The 14,020-nt window shown below is 74.4% G+C and carries 14 protein-coding genes and 1 rRNA gene; 2 read left to right on the forward strand and 13 right to left on the reverse strand.

What is annotated here, in order from left to right; translation table 11 throughout:
- Nucleotides 1–6: 6 nt before the first annotated feature.
- The 6 genes from AB0G32_RS37735 to AB0G32_RS37760 all read right to left on the reverse strand — a co-directional run bounded on the left by AB0G32_RS37735 (nt 7) and on the right by AB0G32_RS37760 (nt 6,059).
- Nucleotides 7–1,149, reverse strand: coding sequence for a glycosyltransferase family 4 protein (locus AB0G32_RS37735; protein ID WP_361174563.1), 1,143 nt, complete (start codon nt 1,147–1,149; stop codon nt 7–9).
- 207 nt (nt 1,150–1,356) lie between these two features.
- A complete protein-coding gene (locus AB0G32_RS37740; protein ID WP_361174566.1) occupies nt 1,357–2,115 on the reverse strand; it encodes a hypothetical protein in 759 nt (252 codons plus the stop codon).
- Between the two features lie 47 nt (nt 2,116–2,162).
- Nucleotides 2,163–3,881, reverse strand: a complete 1,719-nt coding sequence (gene recN, locus AB0G32_RS37745; protein WP_361174608.1) for a DNA repair protein RecN — start codon at nt 3,879–3,881, stop codon at nt 2,163–2,165.
- 189 nt (nt 3,882–4,070) lie between these two features.
- Nucleotides 4,071–4,976 (reverse strand): NAD kinase, encoded by a 906-nt coding sequence (locus tag AB0G32_RS37750; protein WP_361174569.1) that lies wholly within the window; start codon nt 4,974–4,976, stop codon nt 4,071–4,073.
- Nucleotides 4,973–5,788, reverse strand: a complete 816-nt coding sequence (locus AB0G32_RS37755; RefSeq protein ID WP_361174572.1) for a TlyA family RNA methyltransferase — start codon at nt 5,786–5,788, stop codon at nt 4,973–4,975. Before AB0G32_RS37755 ends, AB0G32_RS37750 begins: the two co-directional genes overlap by 4 nt.
- A gap of 7 nt (nt 5,789–5,795) precedes the next feature.
- Nucleotides 5,796–6,059 carry a hypothetical protein gene (locus AB0G32_RS37760; RefSeq protein ID WP_361174575.1) on the reverse strand — a complete coding sequence of 88 codons (264 nt, stop codon included), beginning with the start codon at nt 6,057–6,059 and terminating at the stop codon, nt 5,796–5,798.
- 43 nt (nt 6,060–6,102) lie between these two features.
- Here AB0G32_RS37760 and AB0G32_RS37765 point away from each other — a divergent pair, with 43 nt between their 5' ends.
- Complete coding sequence (locus tag AB0G32_RS37765; protein WP_361174578.1) at nt 6,103–6,450, forward strand: SCP2 sterol-binding domain-containing protein; 348 nt, start codon at nt 6,103–6,105, stop codon at nt 6,448–6,450.
- Here AB0G32_RS37765 and AB0G32_RS37770 read toward each other — a convergent pair.
- From AB0G32_RS37770 to AB0G32_RS37785, 4 genes are all read right to left on the reverse strand, one after another.
- A complete protein-coding gene (locus AB0G32_RS37770; RefSeq protein ID WP_361174581.1) occupies nt 6,434–7,300 on the reverse strand; it encodes an ABC transporter ATP-binding protein in 867 nt (288 codons plus the stop codon). The genes AB0G32_RS37765 and AB0G32_RS37770 overlap by 17 nt on opposite strands.
- Entirely contained in the window at nt 7,297–8,376 is a 1,080-nt protein-coding gene (locus tag AB0G32_RS37775) for an iron chelate uptake ABC transporter family permease subunit (RefSeq protein ID WP_361174611.1), read from the reverse strand. Before AB0G32_RS37775 ends, AB0G32_RS37770 begins: the two co-directional genes overlap by 4 nt.
- Before the next feature lie 2 nt (nt 8,377–8,378).
- Nucleotides 8,379–9,422, reverse strand: coding sequence for an iron chelate uptake ABC transporter family permease subunit (locus tag AB0G32_RS37780; protein ID WP_361174592.1), 1,044 nt, complete (start codon nt 9,420–9,422; stop codon nt 8,379–8,381).
- A 69-nt stretch (nt 9,423–9,491) separates the two neighbouring features.
- Nucleotides 9,492–10,523 carry an HAD hydrolase-like protein gene (locus tag AB0G32_RS37785; RefSeq protein ID WP_361174595.1) on the reverse strand — a complete coding sequence of 344 codons (1,032 nt, stop codon included), beginning with the start codon at nt 10,521–10,523 and terminating at the stop codon, nt 9,492–9,494.
- A 92-nt stretch (nt 10,524–10,615) separates the two neighbouring features.
- Between AB0G32_RS37785 and AB0G32_RS37790 the strand changes: the two genes are divergently transcribed.
- Complete coding sequence (locus AB0G32_RS37790; protein ID WP_361174598.1) at nt 10,616–11,908, forward strand: DUF1015 domain-containing protein; 1,293 nt, start codon at nt 10,616–10,618, stop codon at nt 11,906–11,908.
- 54 nt (nt 11,909–11,962) lie between these two features.
- On the opposite strand, the gene AB0G32_RS37795 is transcribed toward AB0G32_RS37790, so the two are convergent.
- The 3 genes from AB0G32_RS37795 to rrf all read right to left on the reverse strand — a co-directional run.
- On the reverse strand, nt 11,963–12,709 hold the full coding sequence (locus tag AB0G32_RS37795) for a tetratricopeptide repeat protein (protein ID WP_361174614.1): 747 nt from the start codon (nt 12,707–12,709) through the stop codon (nt 11,963–11,965).
- Entirely contained in the window at nt 12,601–13,776 is a 1,176-nt protein-coding gene (locus AB0G32_RS37800; RefSeq protein ID WP_361174617.1) for a hypothetical protein, read from the reverse strand. The genes AB0G32_RS37795 and AB0G32_RS37800 overlap by 109 nt, the downstream gene beginning before the upstream one ends.
- A 152-nt stretch (nt 13,777–13,928) precedes the next feature.
- Nucleotides 13,929–14,020: ribosomal RNA gene (gene rrf, locus AB0G32_RS37805) — 5S ribosomal RNA — on the reverse strand; the annotation flags it as partial.

Below are 14,020 nucleotides of genomic sequence, written 5' to 3' on the forward strand. Positions count from 1 at the left end.
GGGCGGTCAGAGCAGCGGCGCCGGCTGCGTCAACTCGTCGTACACACTCAGCACTTGGGCAACGGTCTCGTCCTCGGTCGGCCAGCCGGCCAGCTGCCGCCGGCCGCCGTCCCGCAGCACCTCCCGCCGCCCGGGGTCGCCGAGCAGCCGGACGACGGCGGCGGCGAACGCCTCGGCGTCCCCGGCCGGCACCAGTTCGGCGGCGTCACCGACGAGTTCGCGGAGGTCCTCGACGTCCCCGGCGACCAGCGGCACGCGCGCGTGCAGGGCCTCCCGGGCCAGCAGCGAACGCGTCTCGTGGCGGCCCGGCAGCAGCGCCAGGTCGGCCGCGGCGAGCAGGTCGGCGACGTCGTCCCGGCGGCCGACCAGCGTCACCGGCAACTCCTCGGCCTCGATCCGCCGTTGCAGCGCGGCCCGCAGCGACCCTTCCCCGGCGACCACGACCAGCGGCACCGGGTCCAGGTCGCGCCACCTCCGCGCGGCGTCGAACAGCACCTCGAGCCCCCGCTGCCGCTCCAGCGCGCCGACCGCGATCAGCAACGGGCGGCCGGTCGCGCCGAGTTCGGCACGGGTCTTGGGCCGCGTCCGGTCGGCGTCCTCCGGGTCGACCGGCGGCCGGGGGCCGGGCAGCCCGACGGCGGCCAGCCGGGCGTCCCGGGCTCCGCTGCGCCGCGCGTGGTCCACCAGCCCGGAGGTGGCCCCCAGCACCACCGTGGCGGCCTTCGTCACCCGCCGCTCCAGGACCCGCAGCAGCTGCGCCCGCGGCCCCTCGGCGTGCACCCGGTCGTGCCAGGTGACGACGAGCGGCGTCCGCCCTCGGCGGCCGCCGAGGGCGAGCGCGGCCCGGAAGGAGGCGTGCAGGCCGTGCGCGTGCACCAGATCGGCACCGGCGCAGGCGGCCCGCAGCCCGGCGACGGCGACCGGGTCGCTGCTGCGCGCCACGGCCACGTGGTCGGCGCCGGCCCCGGTGAAGTCGTAGCGGCGCTCGGCCTCGGCGGGGGCGCACACCGTGACCTTCACGCCTCGTGCCACCAGCCCCGCGGTCAGGGAGCGCACGTGCGCGCTGCTGCCGGCGTTGCCTCCGCCCAGCACCTGCACGGTGCGCAGCGGGGACTGGCCGTGCGGGACGTGGCTGCTCACGGGGGTCACGTGGCCGGGGCTCCTGGTTCTGCGGCGGGCGTTCACGGAGAAAGTACCGAAGGGTGGAGCGGAGGAGGAGCGAAGGAGGAGCGGAGGAGCACGCCGCGCGGTCTCCCGCGCGTACTGCGTCAAGGATGCCAGGACGTACGGGTGTTCCGGGAACGGCGCCGGTCCGCGGGGGCACTGACGCCGGGGCAACACGACGCGCTCAGTCACTCACACGAGTGACCGCGCCCAGCCGCTGACCTGCTCCCCGTACACCGCCGCCGCCACGACGGCCGCGGCGTGCGCCACCAGTCCCGCCCGCCCGTTGCCCGCCACGACCGCGACGCCGAGGGCCGCGCCCAGCGCGTGCGCCCCGGTGTCCCCGAGCATCTCGCGCTCCCGGAGGTCGTCGGGGAGCACCGCCGCGGCCACCCCGGTCGCGGCGGCGGCCAGTTCCGCCGCCGGTCCCCGCTTCACCATGCCCGGCGCGCCGAGCGCCAGCGCGGCGACGGCGGCCCGTCCCGGGCGTACGTCGACGAGGTTGACGAAGTGCGCGGCGCCGGCGATCACGACCCCGGCGAGCACCTTGTCCAGCGGCCGTTCCTTCAGCACCGCCCCCGCGAGCAGCCCGGCCGCCGAGATCCCGAACAGCTTCACCGCCCCGCTGGTGACCTCGCCGTCGCGCAGCGCCGCCAGATGCGCCCGGAACCCGCGCCGCGGGTCCCCCGCCCCGGCCACGTCGTCGTACGCCCCGCAGGCCCCGGCGGCCAGCACCGCGCACCCGGCGACGGGCCGCACCCGGCCGGTCGCCAGTGCCGCCGCGAGGGCGGCCGCGGCCCCGGCGTGGAGCCCGACCGCGCGCCCGGCGTGATTGGTCCGCGTCCAGTGCTCCGGTCCGCCCGGCGCGGTGGCGCGCAGCACGGTCGCACCGGCCCGGGCGAGCGCGGCGGCGAGGACGAGGGAACGGGTCCGGGGAGCGGGAGCGATCATGCGCTCAGCCTAGGCGGCTTCCGCTACAGATCCGCCCGGGCCATCGCCTACAGATCTGCCCGGGCCGTCGCCAGCAGTTCCTCGGCATGCGCCCGCGCGGTCTCCGAGTCCTCCTGCCCGGCGAGCATCCGGGACAGCTCCCGGACCCGGTCCTCACCCTCCAGGGCCTTCACTCCCGACCGGGTCACCGACCCGTCGTTGGTCTTCTCCACCAGCAGCTGCCGGTCGGCGAACGCCGCCACCTGCGGCAGGTGCGTGACGACCACGACCTGCGCGGACCTGGCGAGCTTGGCCAGCCGCCGGCCGATCTCGACCGCCGCCTTGCCGCCGACGCCCGCGTCGACCTCGTCGAAGAGATAGGTCGGCACCGGATCGGTGCCCGCGAACACCACCTCCACGGCCAGCATCACCCGCGACAGCTCACCGCCGGAGGCGCCCTTGGCGATGGGCCGCGGCGGCGCTCCCGGGTGCGGGGCGAGCAGCAGCTCGACCTCGTCCGCGCCGGACGGCCCGTAGGCCACCGGCCGTCCGTCGACCGGCACGCCCTCGGGGTCCTCGGTCTGCCGGATCTCGAACGACACGCGTGCGTGCGGCATGGCCAGCGACGCCAGCTCGGCGGTGACGGCGGCGGCGAACCGCTCCGCGGCCTCGGTCCGGGCGTCCGTCAACGCCTGGGCCAGCCCGCCCAGTTCGGCGCGCAGCGCGTCCCGCTCGGCGGTCAGCTCGCCGATCCGCTCGTCGTCGCCGTCCAGTTCGGTCAGCCGGGCGGCGCTCTGCTCCGCCCAGGCCAGCACGGCGGCGACGTCCTCGCCGTACTTCCGGGTCAGCCCGTTGATCGCGGCCCGCCGCTCCTCGACCGCCGCCAGCCGGAGCGGGTCGGCGTCCAGGTCGTCGGCGTACCCGGCCAGCTCACCGGCCACGTCCCGGAGCAGGATGCCGACCTCACCGATCCGGTCGGCGAGCGTGGCCAGCGCCGGGTCGTGCGACCGCACGGCGTCCAGCGCCCGCTGCGAGCCCGCCACGAGCGTCGCCGCGTCGATCCCCTCGGGGTCCTCCGGGTTGCCCGCGAGCGCGGCGTGCGCGGCCGTCGCGGCCGAGGCCAGCGCCTCGGCGTTGCCCAGCCGCTCCGCCTCCTCCGCCAGCTCCACGTCCTCACCGGCGCGCGGCTCGACGGCGGCGATCTCGTCCAGCCCGAACCGCAGCAGATCGGCCTCCTGAGCCCGCTCCCGGGCCCGCGTGGTGATCTCCTCCAGCTCCCCGGCGACCGTCCGCAGCCGCCGGTACGCCGCCCCGTACTTGGCCAGCGGCGCGGCGACCGCGTCCCCGGCGTACCGGTCGAGCGCCTGCCGCTGCCGGGCCTGCTTCAGCAGCCCCTGCTGGTCGGTCTGCCCGTGCACGGCGACCAGTTCGTCGGCGAGTTCGGCGAGCACCCCGACCGGCACCGATCTGCCGCCCAGGTGCGCCCGCGACCGCCCCTCGGCGGACACGGTACGGCTGATCAGCAGCGCCCCGTCGTCCAGCTCGGCCCCGGCCTCCTCGGCCCGGACGGCGACCTTGGCGTCGGGGGGCACGGTGACCCGCCCCTCGACCACCGCGTTCTTGGCCCCGATCCGCACCAGCGCCGGGTCCGCCCGCCCGCCGAGCAGCAGGCCCAGGCTGGTGACCACCATGGTCTTGCCCGCACCCGTCTCACCGGTGACAGCGGTGAACCCGGGCGACAACTCGACCACGGCATCGTCGATCACGCCGAGCGACCGTATCCGCATCTCCTCCAACACGGACACGACCTTACGAGGTCGAAGCTGGAGAGTGCGACCGGCCCGGTCTTCCCACCCACAGGAGTGCATCGCCGCCAGGGGCGCGGGACTGTGCTGATAGCGGCTGCGCCGCGGGGCGCGACCATCCCGAACGAACCCGCACCCGCCCACGGCGAGAACCACCCCTTCGAGACCGCGTCAGTGCGGCGCCCCCCGCCACCCCGCCACTGGCAACGCGAACTTGGCCACCAGCCGATCAGTGAACGACGCATGGTGCAGCCGAGCCAGCCGCACCGGCACCGCCCCCCGCCGCACCTCCACCCGGGCCCCGGCCGGCAACTCCACCGTCCGCCGCCCGTCACACCACAAAACCCCCGGCGGGATGTGCGGCAGCACCTCCACCGCCAGCACCGAATCCGGCGACGTCACCAACGGCTTGGCGAACAGCGCGTGCGCGCTGATCGGCACCATCAGCAACGCCTCCACCTCCGGCCACACCACCGGCCCCCCGGCGGAGAACGCGTACGCCGTCGACCCGGTCGGCGTCGCCAGCACCACCCCGTCGCAGCCGAACCCGGTCACCGGCCGCCCGTCGACCTCGAGCACGACCTCCAGCAGCTTCTCCGCGCCGGCCTTCTGCACCGCCGCCTCGTTCAGCGCCCAGTCGGTGTGCACGATGTCCCCGTTGCGGTGCACGACGACATCGACGGTCATCCGCTCCTCGACCTCGTACGCCCGGCTGACCACCCGGTCGACGACCTTGTCCAGGTCGTCCCGCTCGGCCTCGGCGAGGAACCCGACCCGCCCCAGGTTGACGCCGAGCATCGGCACCCCCGAGGCGCGGGCGAACTCGGCACCGCGCAGCAGCGTCCCGTCCCCGCCCAGCACGATCAGCAGCTCGCACCCGTCCAGGCACTGCGGGGTGGCCTCCTTGACCAGCTGCACCTCGCCGGGCAGCGGCAGATCGCACGCCTCGGCCTCCAGGACCCGCACCCCGAGCCCGGCGTTCAGCAGCCCCTTCACCACCAGTTCGGCGCTGCGCACGGCCGCGGGCCGCCCGGTGTGGGCCAGCAGGAAAACAGTACGAGCTCGGTTCTGTGTCAACGCGGCCCCTCCGCCACTGCACGATCGACGTCGGCCGGGTCCAGTCGGTCGGCCCCGGCCCGCAGCCACAGAAAGTACTCGACGTTCCCGGAGGGACCCGGCAGCGGACTCGCGGTGACACCTTTCACCCCGAGCCCCAGCTCCCACGCCTTGTCCGCCACGCCCCGCACCGCCTCCGCGCGCAGCTCGGGACTGCGGACCACGCCCCCGCTGCCCAGCCGTTCCCTGCCCACCTCGAACTGCGGCTTCACCATCATCACCAGGTCGGCGCCGGGCGCCGCGCAGCGCACCAGGGCGGGCAGCACCAGCCCGAGCGGGATGAAGGACAGATCCCCCACGACAAGATCCACCGGCACCCCGTCGATCACCTCCAGCGTCAGTTCCCGCACGTTGGTACGGTCCTTGACGGTGACCCGTTCATCGCTCTGGAGCGACCAGGCGAGCTGCCCGTAGCCGACATCGACGGCGACCACGTGCGCGGCCCCCGCGCGCAGCAGCACATCGGTGAACCCGCCGGTCGACGCCCCGGCGTCCAGCGCCCGCCGCCCCGCCACCGCCAGCCCCAGCGGGACGAAGGCGGCCAGTGCGCCGGCCAGCTTGTGGCCGCCCCGGGAGACGTAGTCGGGGTCGTTGTCGTCCTTGGCGACGACGATGGCCGCCGCGGTCTCCACCTGCGTGGCCGGTTTGGTCGCGACGGTCCGGCCGACGGAGACCCGCCCGGCGGCGATCAACTGCCCGGCGTGCTCCCGCGAGCGCGCGAGCTTGCGCCGGACCAGCTCCGCGTCCAGACGGCGACGTGCGACTCCTGCCACGTTCGGTTCAGCTCCTACTGCGGTACGGGGACGGGGGCGCCGGAGGTCCCGGGCGGGCGTCGAGCGCGGTGAGCGCGTCGCGCAGCCCCCGGTGTACATCCTCGTACACCGCCAGGTGTCCGTCGGTGGCCAGGTGGTCCACGTCGGCCAGCCGCGCCAGCAGGGCGTCCGTGCCGGCGTCCCCCGTGGCGGCGCGGGGGATCTCCAGGGGGGCGGGCGCGGCCGGGGGGCGCTCCGCCGGTGCTTCCGGCTCCGGGACTGCGTCGCTCATGGTCCCGACGCTACCCCGAACCCCTGGGGTACGGTCGGTGGCGATGGCGACGATCGAGGAGTGCCGCGCGGCGCTCGAGAAGCTTGCGGAGAACATGCGGGGCGCCGGGGACGACGTGCGGGCCGCCGGCGAACTGGACCGTTCGGTGAGCTGCCACATCACGGACCTGGACGTCACCTTCGCCGGCCGGATGACGGACGGCGTGATCGACGTGCGCGACACCCTGACCGGGCCCCCGCGCGAGAAGGCCGACATCCGGCTGGCCATGACCGGCGACGACCTCGTCGCCCTGGTCGACGGCGAGCTCAACTTCGCCAGGGCATGGGGCTCGGGCCGGGTACGGCTGGAGGCGGGCCTGCGGGACCTGTTCCGCCTCAGGAAGCTTCTGTGAGGGCGACCCGGTGCCGCGCCCGGCGCGCGGCCGGCACCACCAGCGGCGTCCCGGTCTCCGGGTCGTCGATGACCTGGCAGCGCATCCCGAACACCCGCTCGACCAGATCGGCCGTGACGATGTCCTTCGGCGCGCCCTCCGCGATGACCTGACCCTCGCGCAGCGCGATGAGGTGAGTGGCGTACCGGGCGGCGTGGTTGAGGTCGTGCAGCACGGCGACGAGCGTCCGGCCCTGCTCCTCGTGCAGGTCGGCGCAGAGGTCCAGGACGTCGATCTGGTGCTGGATGTCCAGGTACGTCGTCGGCTCGTCGAGCAGCAGCAGCGGGGTCTGCTGGGCGAGCGCCATGGCGATCCAGACCCGCTGGCGCTGCCCGCCGGAGAGTTCGTCGACATACCGGTCGGCCAGCTCGGCCACGCCGGTCTGCGCCATCGACTCCTGGACCACCCGCTCGTCCTCGGTGGACCACTGGCGCAGCAGGCCCTGGTGCGGGTAGCGGCCCCGGCCCACCAGGTCGCCGACGGTGATGCCGTCGGGCGCGATCGACGACTGCGGCAGCAGCCCGAGGGTGCGCGCCACTTGCTTGGCGGGCATCGACTGGATGACCTGGCCGTCGAGCAGGACCCGGCCGTCGCTGGGCTTGAGCATCCGCGACAGGGCCCGCAGCAGGGTCGACTTGCCGCACGCGTTGGGACCGACGATCACGGTGAACGAGTTGTCGGGTATCTCCACCGACAGCTGCTCGGCGATGACGCGCTGGTCGTAGGCGAGGGTGACGTTCTCGGCGGACAGGCGGTTCACGATGCTCCTTTGGTTGTTCAGCCCGCTGCCGTCAGCGGCATCGGCGCTCATATCCGGCCCGCCTTGCGCTCGGTGACCAGCAGCCACAGCAGGTAGACGCCGCCGACCACGCCGGTGACCACGCCCACCGGGAGCTGTTCGGCGCCGAAGGTCCGCTGCGAGACCCAGTCGGCGGTGACCAGCAGGGCGGCGCCCATGCACAGCGACGGCAGCAGGTTGGGGCCGGGCGCCCGGGTCAGCCGGCGGGCCAGCTGCGGCGCGGTGAGCGCGACGAAGCCGACCGGTCCGGCGGCGGCCGTGGCGGCGGCGGTGAGCAGCACGGCGGCCACCAGCAGCAGCATCCGTACCCGCTCCACCCGCACCCCGAGGGCGGACGAGACGTCGTCGCCCATCTCCATCATGCGCAGCCCGCGGCCGTTGGCCAGCGCCACCGGCACCAGGAGCACGCACAGGACCAGCAGCGGCCACACCTGGTCCCAGTCCCGGCCGTCGAGGCTGCCGGTCATCCAGACCACGGCCCGGGAGGCGTCCACGATGTCGGCCCGGGTCATCAGATAGCCGTTGACCGCCGTGACGATCGCGGACACCCCGATGCCGACCAGCACCAATCGGTATCCGTGCACACCCCGCTTCCAGGCGAGCAGGTAGATGCCGAACCCGGTCACCAGGCCGCCCACGAGCGCGCCGAACGTGACCTGCGCGGCGCTCCCGGAGAACAGCACGATCATGATCAGCGCACCGGCCGTCGCGCCCTGCCCGAGCCCGAGTACGTCCGGACTGCCCAGCGGATTGCGGGAGATGGCCTGGAACAGCGCGCCCCCGAGTCCGAGCGAGGCGCCGACCAGCAGTCCGACCAGCACCCGCGGCAGCCGCAGCTCCCGCACGATGAACTCCTGGCCGGCGGTGCCGCCGCCGAACAGCGTGCGCAGCACATCGGCCGCCGGGATCGGGAAGTCGCCGGTACCGATCAGCACGACGCTCGCGGCGAGCGCGGCCACCAGCAGCAGGACGACGACGGTCAGCGACCTGACGTCCAGCCGCAGCGAGAGACCGCCGGGAGCACGGACGGTACGCACGGCACGGGCCGTACCGACGGCGCGGACGGTACGGCGGGTCTTGGCGGGGATCCTCACAGCTGGGCCGTCCTCCGCCGTCGTACGAGAAAGATGAAGACCGGGCCGCCGAGGACCGCCGTCACGATGCCCACCTGGAGCTCCGCGGGGCGGGCGACGATCCGGCCGAGCACGTCGGCGCCGAGCAGCAGCACCGGCGACAGGACCGTGGCGTACGGCAGGATCCAGCGCAGGTCGGGACCGGTGAAGGAGCGCACCACGTGCGGCACCATCAGACCGACGAAGACGATCGGGCCGCACGCGGCGGTGGCCGCCCCGCACAGCACGGTGGCGGCCAGCATCGACAGCGCCCGGGTCCGGTTCAGGTTGGCACCGAGGGAGCGGGCGGTGTCGTCGCCCATCTCCATGGCGTTCAGCGGCCGGGCGAGCGCCAGCGCCAGCACCGTGCCGACCACGAAGAACGGCAGTACCTGGGTGATGGTCCCGTTGTCCGCCGAGGACAGCGAGCCGACGGTCCAGAAGCGCATCGTGCCCAGCGCCGCCTCGTCGGTGATCATCACGGCCTGGAGGTACCCGTACAGGGCCGCGCTGATGGCCGTACCGGCCAGCGCCAGCCGGACCGGTGTCGCGCCCCGGCTGCCGCCCAGGAACCAGACCAGCGCCCCGACCGCCGCCGCGCCGAGGAACGCGAACCAGACGTACCCGCGCAACGAGGTGACGCCGAAGAAGGTGATGGCGGTGACGACCGCGGCGGAGGCCCCCGCGTTGATGCCGAGCAGGCCGGGATCGGCCAGCGGATTACGGGTGAGCGCCTGGAGGACCGCCCCGGACAGCCCCAGCGCGGCACCGGCCAGCAGCCCGAGCACGGTCCGCGACAGCCGCTCCCCGACCACCACGTCGCCGTACGAACCGGAGTCCTCGAACAGGCCGTGCCACACCTGCGCCAGGGACAGGTCCTTGGCGCCGATCACGAGGCTCGCCACGGTGACGCACGCCAGGACCGCCACGGAGCCGAGCAGCCCGGCGGCACGGATCACCCGGCGGTCCGGGGGCGCGGCGGTCTTCTCGGCGCGCGCTTCGGGGGGACTGTCGACCAACACCCGGTTAGGTTAGCCTAACTCCCCTTCGGTCACGATGCCCGGGACCTGAACCCGCCTCGCTCCAGCGCCTCACAGTCCCAGCCGCGCCAGCGCCTTGTCCGCGTCCAGCGCGCAGGAACCGTCCCCGGCCGCCGTCCAGGCCGCCGCGCACAGCGCCCGCAGTCCGTCGAGGGCCTCCCCGTCGCCGTCCAGTTCCAGCCGCTCCGCGCCCGCCGTCGCCGTCCAGCCACCGCACCGGAAGCCGCCCCCGTCCGCGTCGGCGACCTCCGGCTGCCCGGTGAGCAGCCCGCGCAGGTCGGCGTCCACATAGGTCGGCCGGTGCCGCGGGGGCGCGGCGAGCAGCTGCCGGCCGTCCGTGACCCCGGTCAGTACGAGCAACGAGTCGACGTCACCGCCGATGGCGCCCTCGATGTCGGTGTCCAGCCGGTCCCCCACCACCAACGGCCGCTCGGCGCCGGTGCGCAGGATCGTCTCCCGGTGCATCGGCGGCAGCGGCTTGCCCGCGACCCGCGGCTGCGCCCCGGTGGCGATCCGGACGACCTCCACCGCCGCGCCGTTGCCCGGCGCGATCCCCCGTCCGCTGGGAATGGTCAGGTCGGTGTTGGACGCGTACCAGGGCACCCCGCGCGCGACGGCGTAACTCGCCTCGGCGAACCGCCCCCACGCCAGGTCGGGCCCGCCGTATCCCTGCACCACCGCCGCCGGGTCGTCGTCGGCCGACTCCACCGGTTCGAGGCCGCGCTCCCGCAGCGCGACCCGCAGCCCCTCCCCGCCGATCACCAGCACCCGGGCCCCCGCCGGCACCTCCTCGGCGACCAGCCGCGCCACGGCCTGCGCGGAGGTGATGACGTCGGACCCCTCGGCCGCGATCCCCAGCTCGGTCAGATGCTCCGCCACCGCGTCCGGCGTCCGCAGCGCGTTGTTCGTGACGTATGCCAGCCGCATCCCGCCCGCGCGCGCCGTGGCCAGCGACTCGACCGCGTGACCGATCGCCGCACCGCCCGCGTACACCACCCCGTCCAGATCGAGCAGCGCCGTGTCGTACGCCTCGCTCAGGGCCTGCCCCCTGCCCTCGGGCCTCGTCCTGACGCTCCGGCTCATCACAGATCGCTCCTCGTCGTCGCCGCGTCGTTCCTGGTTCTCCGTCTTTCCCCGATCATCCCCCATGGCACTGACACACGTACGATGCCGGGATGGATACCGCAGGTCACCCGGAAGCGACGGCGCGCCGGGACCTGGAACTCACCCCGTTCCGAGGTCTCCGCTACGACCCCGACCGGGTCGGCAGCCTGGCCGCCGTGACATCCCCTCCCTACGACGTCGTGGTCCGCCCCGACGGCCTGCTCCACCTCGAGTCCGCGGACCCGCACAACATCGTCCGCCTGATCCTCCCGCAGGCCGCCACCCCCACCGCCCGCGACCGGCAAGCGGCCCGCACCCTGCGCCGCTGGCGCGCCGAGGGCATCCTCACCACCGACCCCGAACCCGGTCTCTACGTCTACGAACAGCGCGCCGACGACGGTCTCCTGCAACGCGGCGTCATCGGCGCCCTGCGCCTGCCCGAGGCCGGCGACCGCTCGGTCCTGCCGCACGAGGACGTCATGCCGCACGTGGTCGCCGAGCGCGCGTCCCTGATGCGCGCCACCGCGGCCAACTTCGAGCCCCTCCTCCTCACCTACCGCGGCGGCCACGCGCCGACCCCCACCAGCACCGCCGTCGAACGCGCCGCCGGCCGCCCCCCGCTGCTGGCCACCACCACGGAGGACGGCTACCGGCACCGCCTGTGGTCGATCACCGACCGCCGGGAGATCGCGGAGATCCAGTCGGACCTCTCCCGCCACCAGGCCCTCATCGCCGACGGCCACCACCGCTGGGCCACCTACCGCGAACTGCGCGCCGAGCACCCCTCCCCCAGCCCCTGGGACCACGGCCTGGTCCTGCTCGTCGACACCGCCCGCTACCCGCTGCGTGTCCGCGCCATCCACCGCCTGCTGCACGACCTGCCGGTCGCGGACGCCGTGGCGGCGCTGAAGGGCAGCTTCCGGGTACGCCGTGTCGACGCCCCGCGGGCCGAGGCGCTGGCCGTCCTTGCGGAGGCGGCCGCCACCGGCAACGCGTTCCTCCTCGCCGGCGACGGCACCTACCACCTGGTCGACCACCCGGACCCCGAGCTGCTGGCCCGCACGGTCCCCGCCGACCGCCCGGCCGCCTGGCGCACCCTGGACGCGACCGTCCTGCACAGCACGCTCCTCGCCCACGTCTGGCACGTGCCCGAGGACTCCGCCGCGCACATCTCCTACATCCACGACCCGGCCGCCACCGTCGAGAAGGCGGAACGCGACGGCGGTACGGCGGTCCTGATGCACCCGGTCCGCGAGGAGGTCGTCCGCGAGCTGGCCCGCCAGGGCGTCACGATGCCCCGCAAGTCGACATCGTTCGGCCCGAAACCGGCGTCCGGCCTGGTCCTGCGCACCCTGGAGCCCTGACACGACTGAGGGGCGGGACCACCGACGGTCCCGCCCCTCACCTGTCACCCCGGGTCAGTCCCGGTCCCCCCGCTGATCCTCGTCCTCGTTCTCGTTGTCGTCCTCGTTCTCGTCCTCGTTCTCGTCGAGGGCGTCCACGAAGTCGACCCCGTCCAGCTCGGCCAGCCGGTCGGAGGCGTCCGTACTGCCGTCCCGGTCGGACTCCGCGGCCTTGGCGAACCACTCCCGCGCCTCATCCTCCCGACCGGCGGCCAGCAGCGCGTCGGCGTACGCGTACCGCAGCCGAGGGGTCCACGGCTGTACGGAGCTGGAGGCCAGCTCGGGGCTCTGCAAGGTCACGATCGCCGCGTCCAACTGCCCCATGTCCCGCCGGGCACCGGCCGCGACCAGCCGCATCTCGACCTGCCCGGCCTTGTCCAGCTTGTGCACCTCGGGTGCGCCGGCCATGTCCAGCGCCTTCTCCGGCCGCCCGAGCCCGCGCTCGCAGTCGGCCATGACCGGCCACAGCTCCACGCTGCCGGTCATCCGCCGCGCGGCCCGGAACTCGGCGAGCGCCTCCGAGTACTTCTGGTTCGCGTACGCCGCGAATCCGGCGGCCTCCCGTACGGCGGCCACCCGCGACGCCAGCCGCAGCGCCACCCTGGCGTACCCGTACGCGCCCTCGGGGTCCTCGTCGATGAGCCGGGCGACCATCACCAGGTTCCTGGCGACGTCGTCCGCGAGCGTCTTCGGCAGGCTCTGCAACTCCTGCCGTACGTCCTTGTCGATCTCGTCGCCCGTGACGTCCTCGGGGATCGGCAGCCGCTTGATCGGCTCCCGGTCCCGGTCGTCCCGGAACCGACCGCCGCCCCCGCCGCGCCGGTCATCACGGCTGTCCCGGCCACCCCGGAAGCCACCACCGGGCCTGCCACCGCGGTCGTCCCGCCGGGGCCCGCCCCGTCCCCCGCGGTCGTCCCGACCCCGGAAACCGCCACGGTCGTCCCGGCCCCCGTCGCGGCGGAAACCACCCCGGTCCCCGCGGTCATCACCCCGCCGCTCGTCCCGCCCCCGGAACCCACGGTCCCGATCATCCCGCCGACCGAACCCACCACGGTCACCATCACGCCGGTCGTCACGGCGGTCATCCCGCCGGTCATCACGACGGAAGGCCGGACGGTCATCACGCCGGTCATCCCGCCGGTCATCACGGCGGTCGTCACGGCGGTCGTCACGGCGGTCGTCACGGCGGTCGTCACGGCGGTCATCGCGCCGGAAGGCCGGACGGTCATCACGCCGATCGTCCCGCCGGTCATCACGACGGAAGTCGGGCCGCTCACCACGCCGATCATCGCGCCGGTCATCCCGGCGATCGTCCCGCCGGAAGTCGGGCCGCTCACCACGGCGGTCATCCCGCCGGTCATCCCGGCGATCGTCGCGGCGGAAGTCCGGACGGTCGTCGCGGCGGAAGCCACCGCGCTGGCCGCGATCGTCTCCGCGCCGGTCGTCGCGTCGGCCGTAATTCCCTCCGCCACGATTGTCATCGCGCCGGAAGGCCGGACGCTCTCCGCGGTCGTCCCGTCGAGGCCCCCGGTCCCGGTCGTCACGACGCGCGTAACCGCCGCCGCCACTCCCACCGCTCCCACCGCTCGGACGGCTGTCGTCACGCCGGCCGTAGTTGCCGCCGCCGCGGTTGTCGTCACGCCGGAACGCGGGGCGCTCGCCGCGGTCATCGCGCCGAGGCCCGCGATCCCGGTCATCACGGCGCCGGTCGTCCCGGCGATCGTCGCGGCGGTCGTCACGCCGGAAACCACCACGGTCCCCTTCGCGCCGCACAGGACCACCGCGACCACCGCTGTCGCGCCGGAAGCCGCCCCGGTCCCCGCGGTCACCACTGTCCCGTCGCCGCTGGTCGCGCTCCGGTCGGTCGTCGGGAGAGTTGGTGGACATCGGTGACTCCTGTCTTCGGTACTGCAAGCATTGTAAAAACAAAAGGACCCCTGGTCCCAGCTGAACGCTGGGACCAGGGGTCCTTCCAAAGATTGTTCGGCGGCGTCCTACTCTCCCACAGGGTCCCCCCTGCAGTACCATCGGCGCTGTAAGGCTTAGCTTCCGGGTTCGAAATGTAACCGGGCG

The organism is Streptomyces sp. NPDC023723 (genome assembly GCF_040639815.1).
GTDB lineage: Bacteria > Actinomycetota > Actinomycetes > Streptomycetales > Streptomycetaceae > Streptomyces.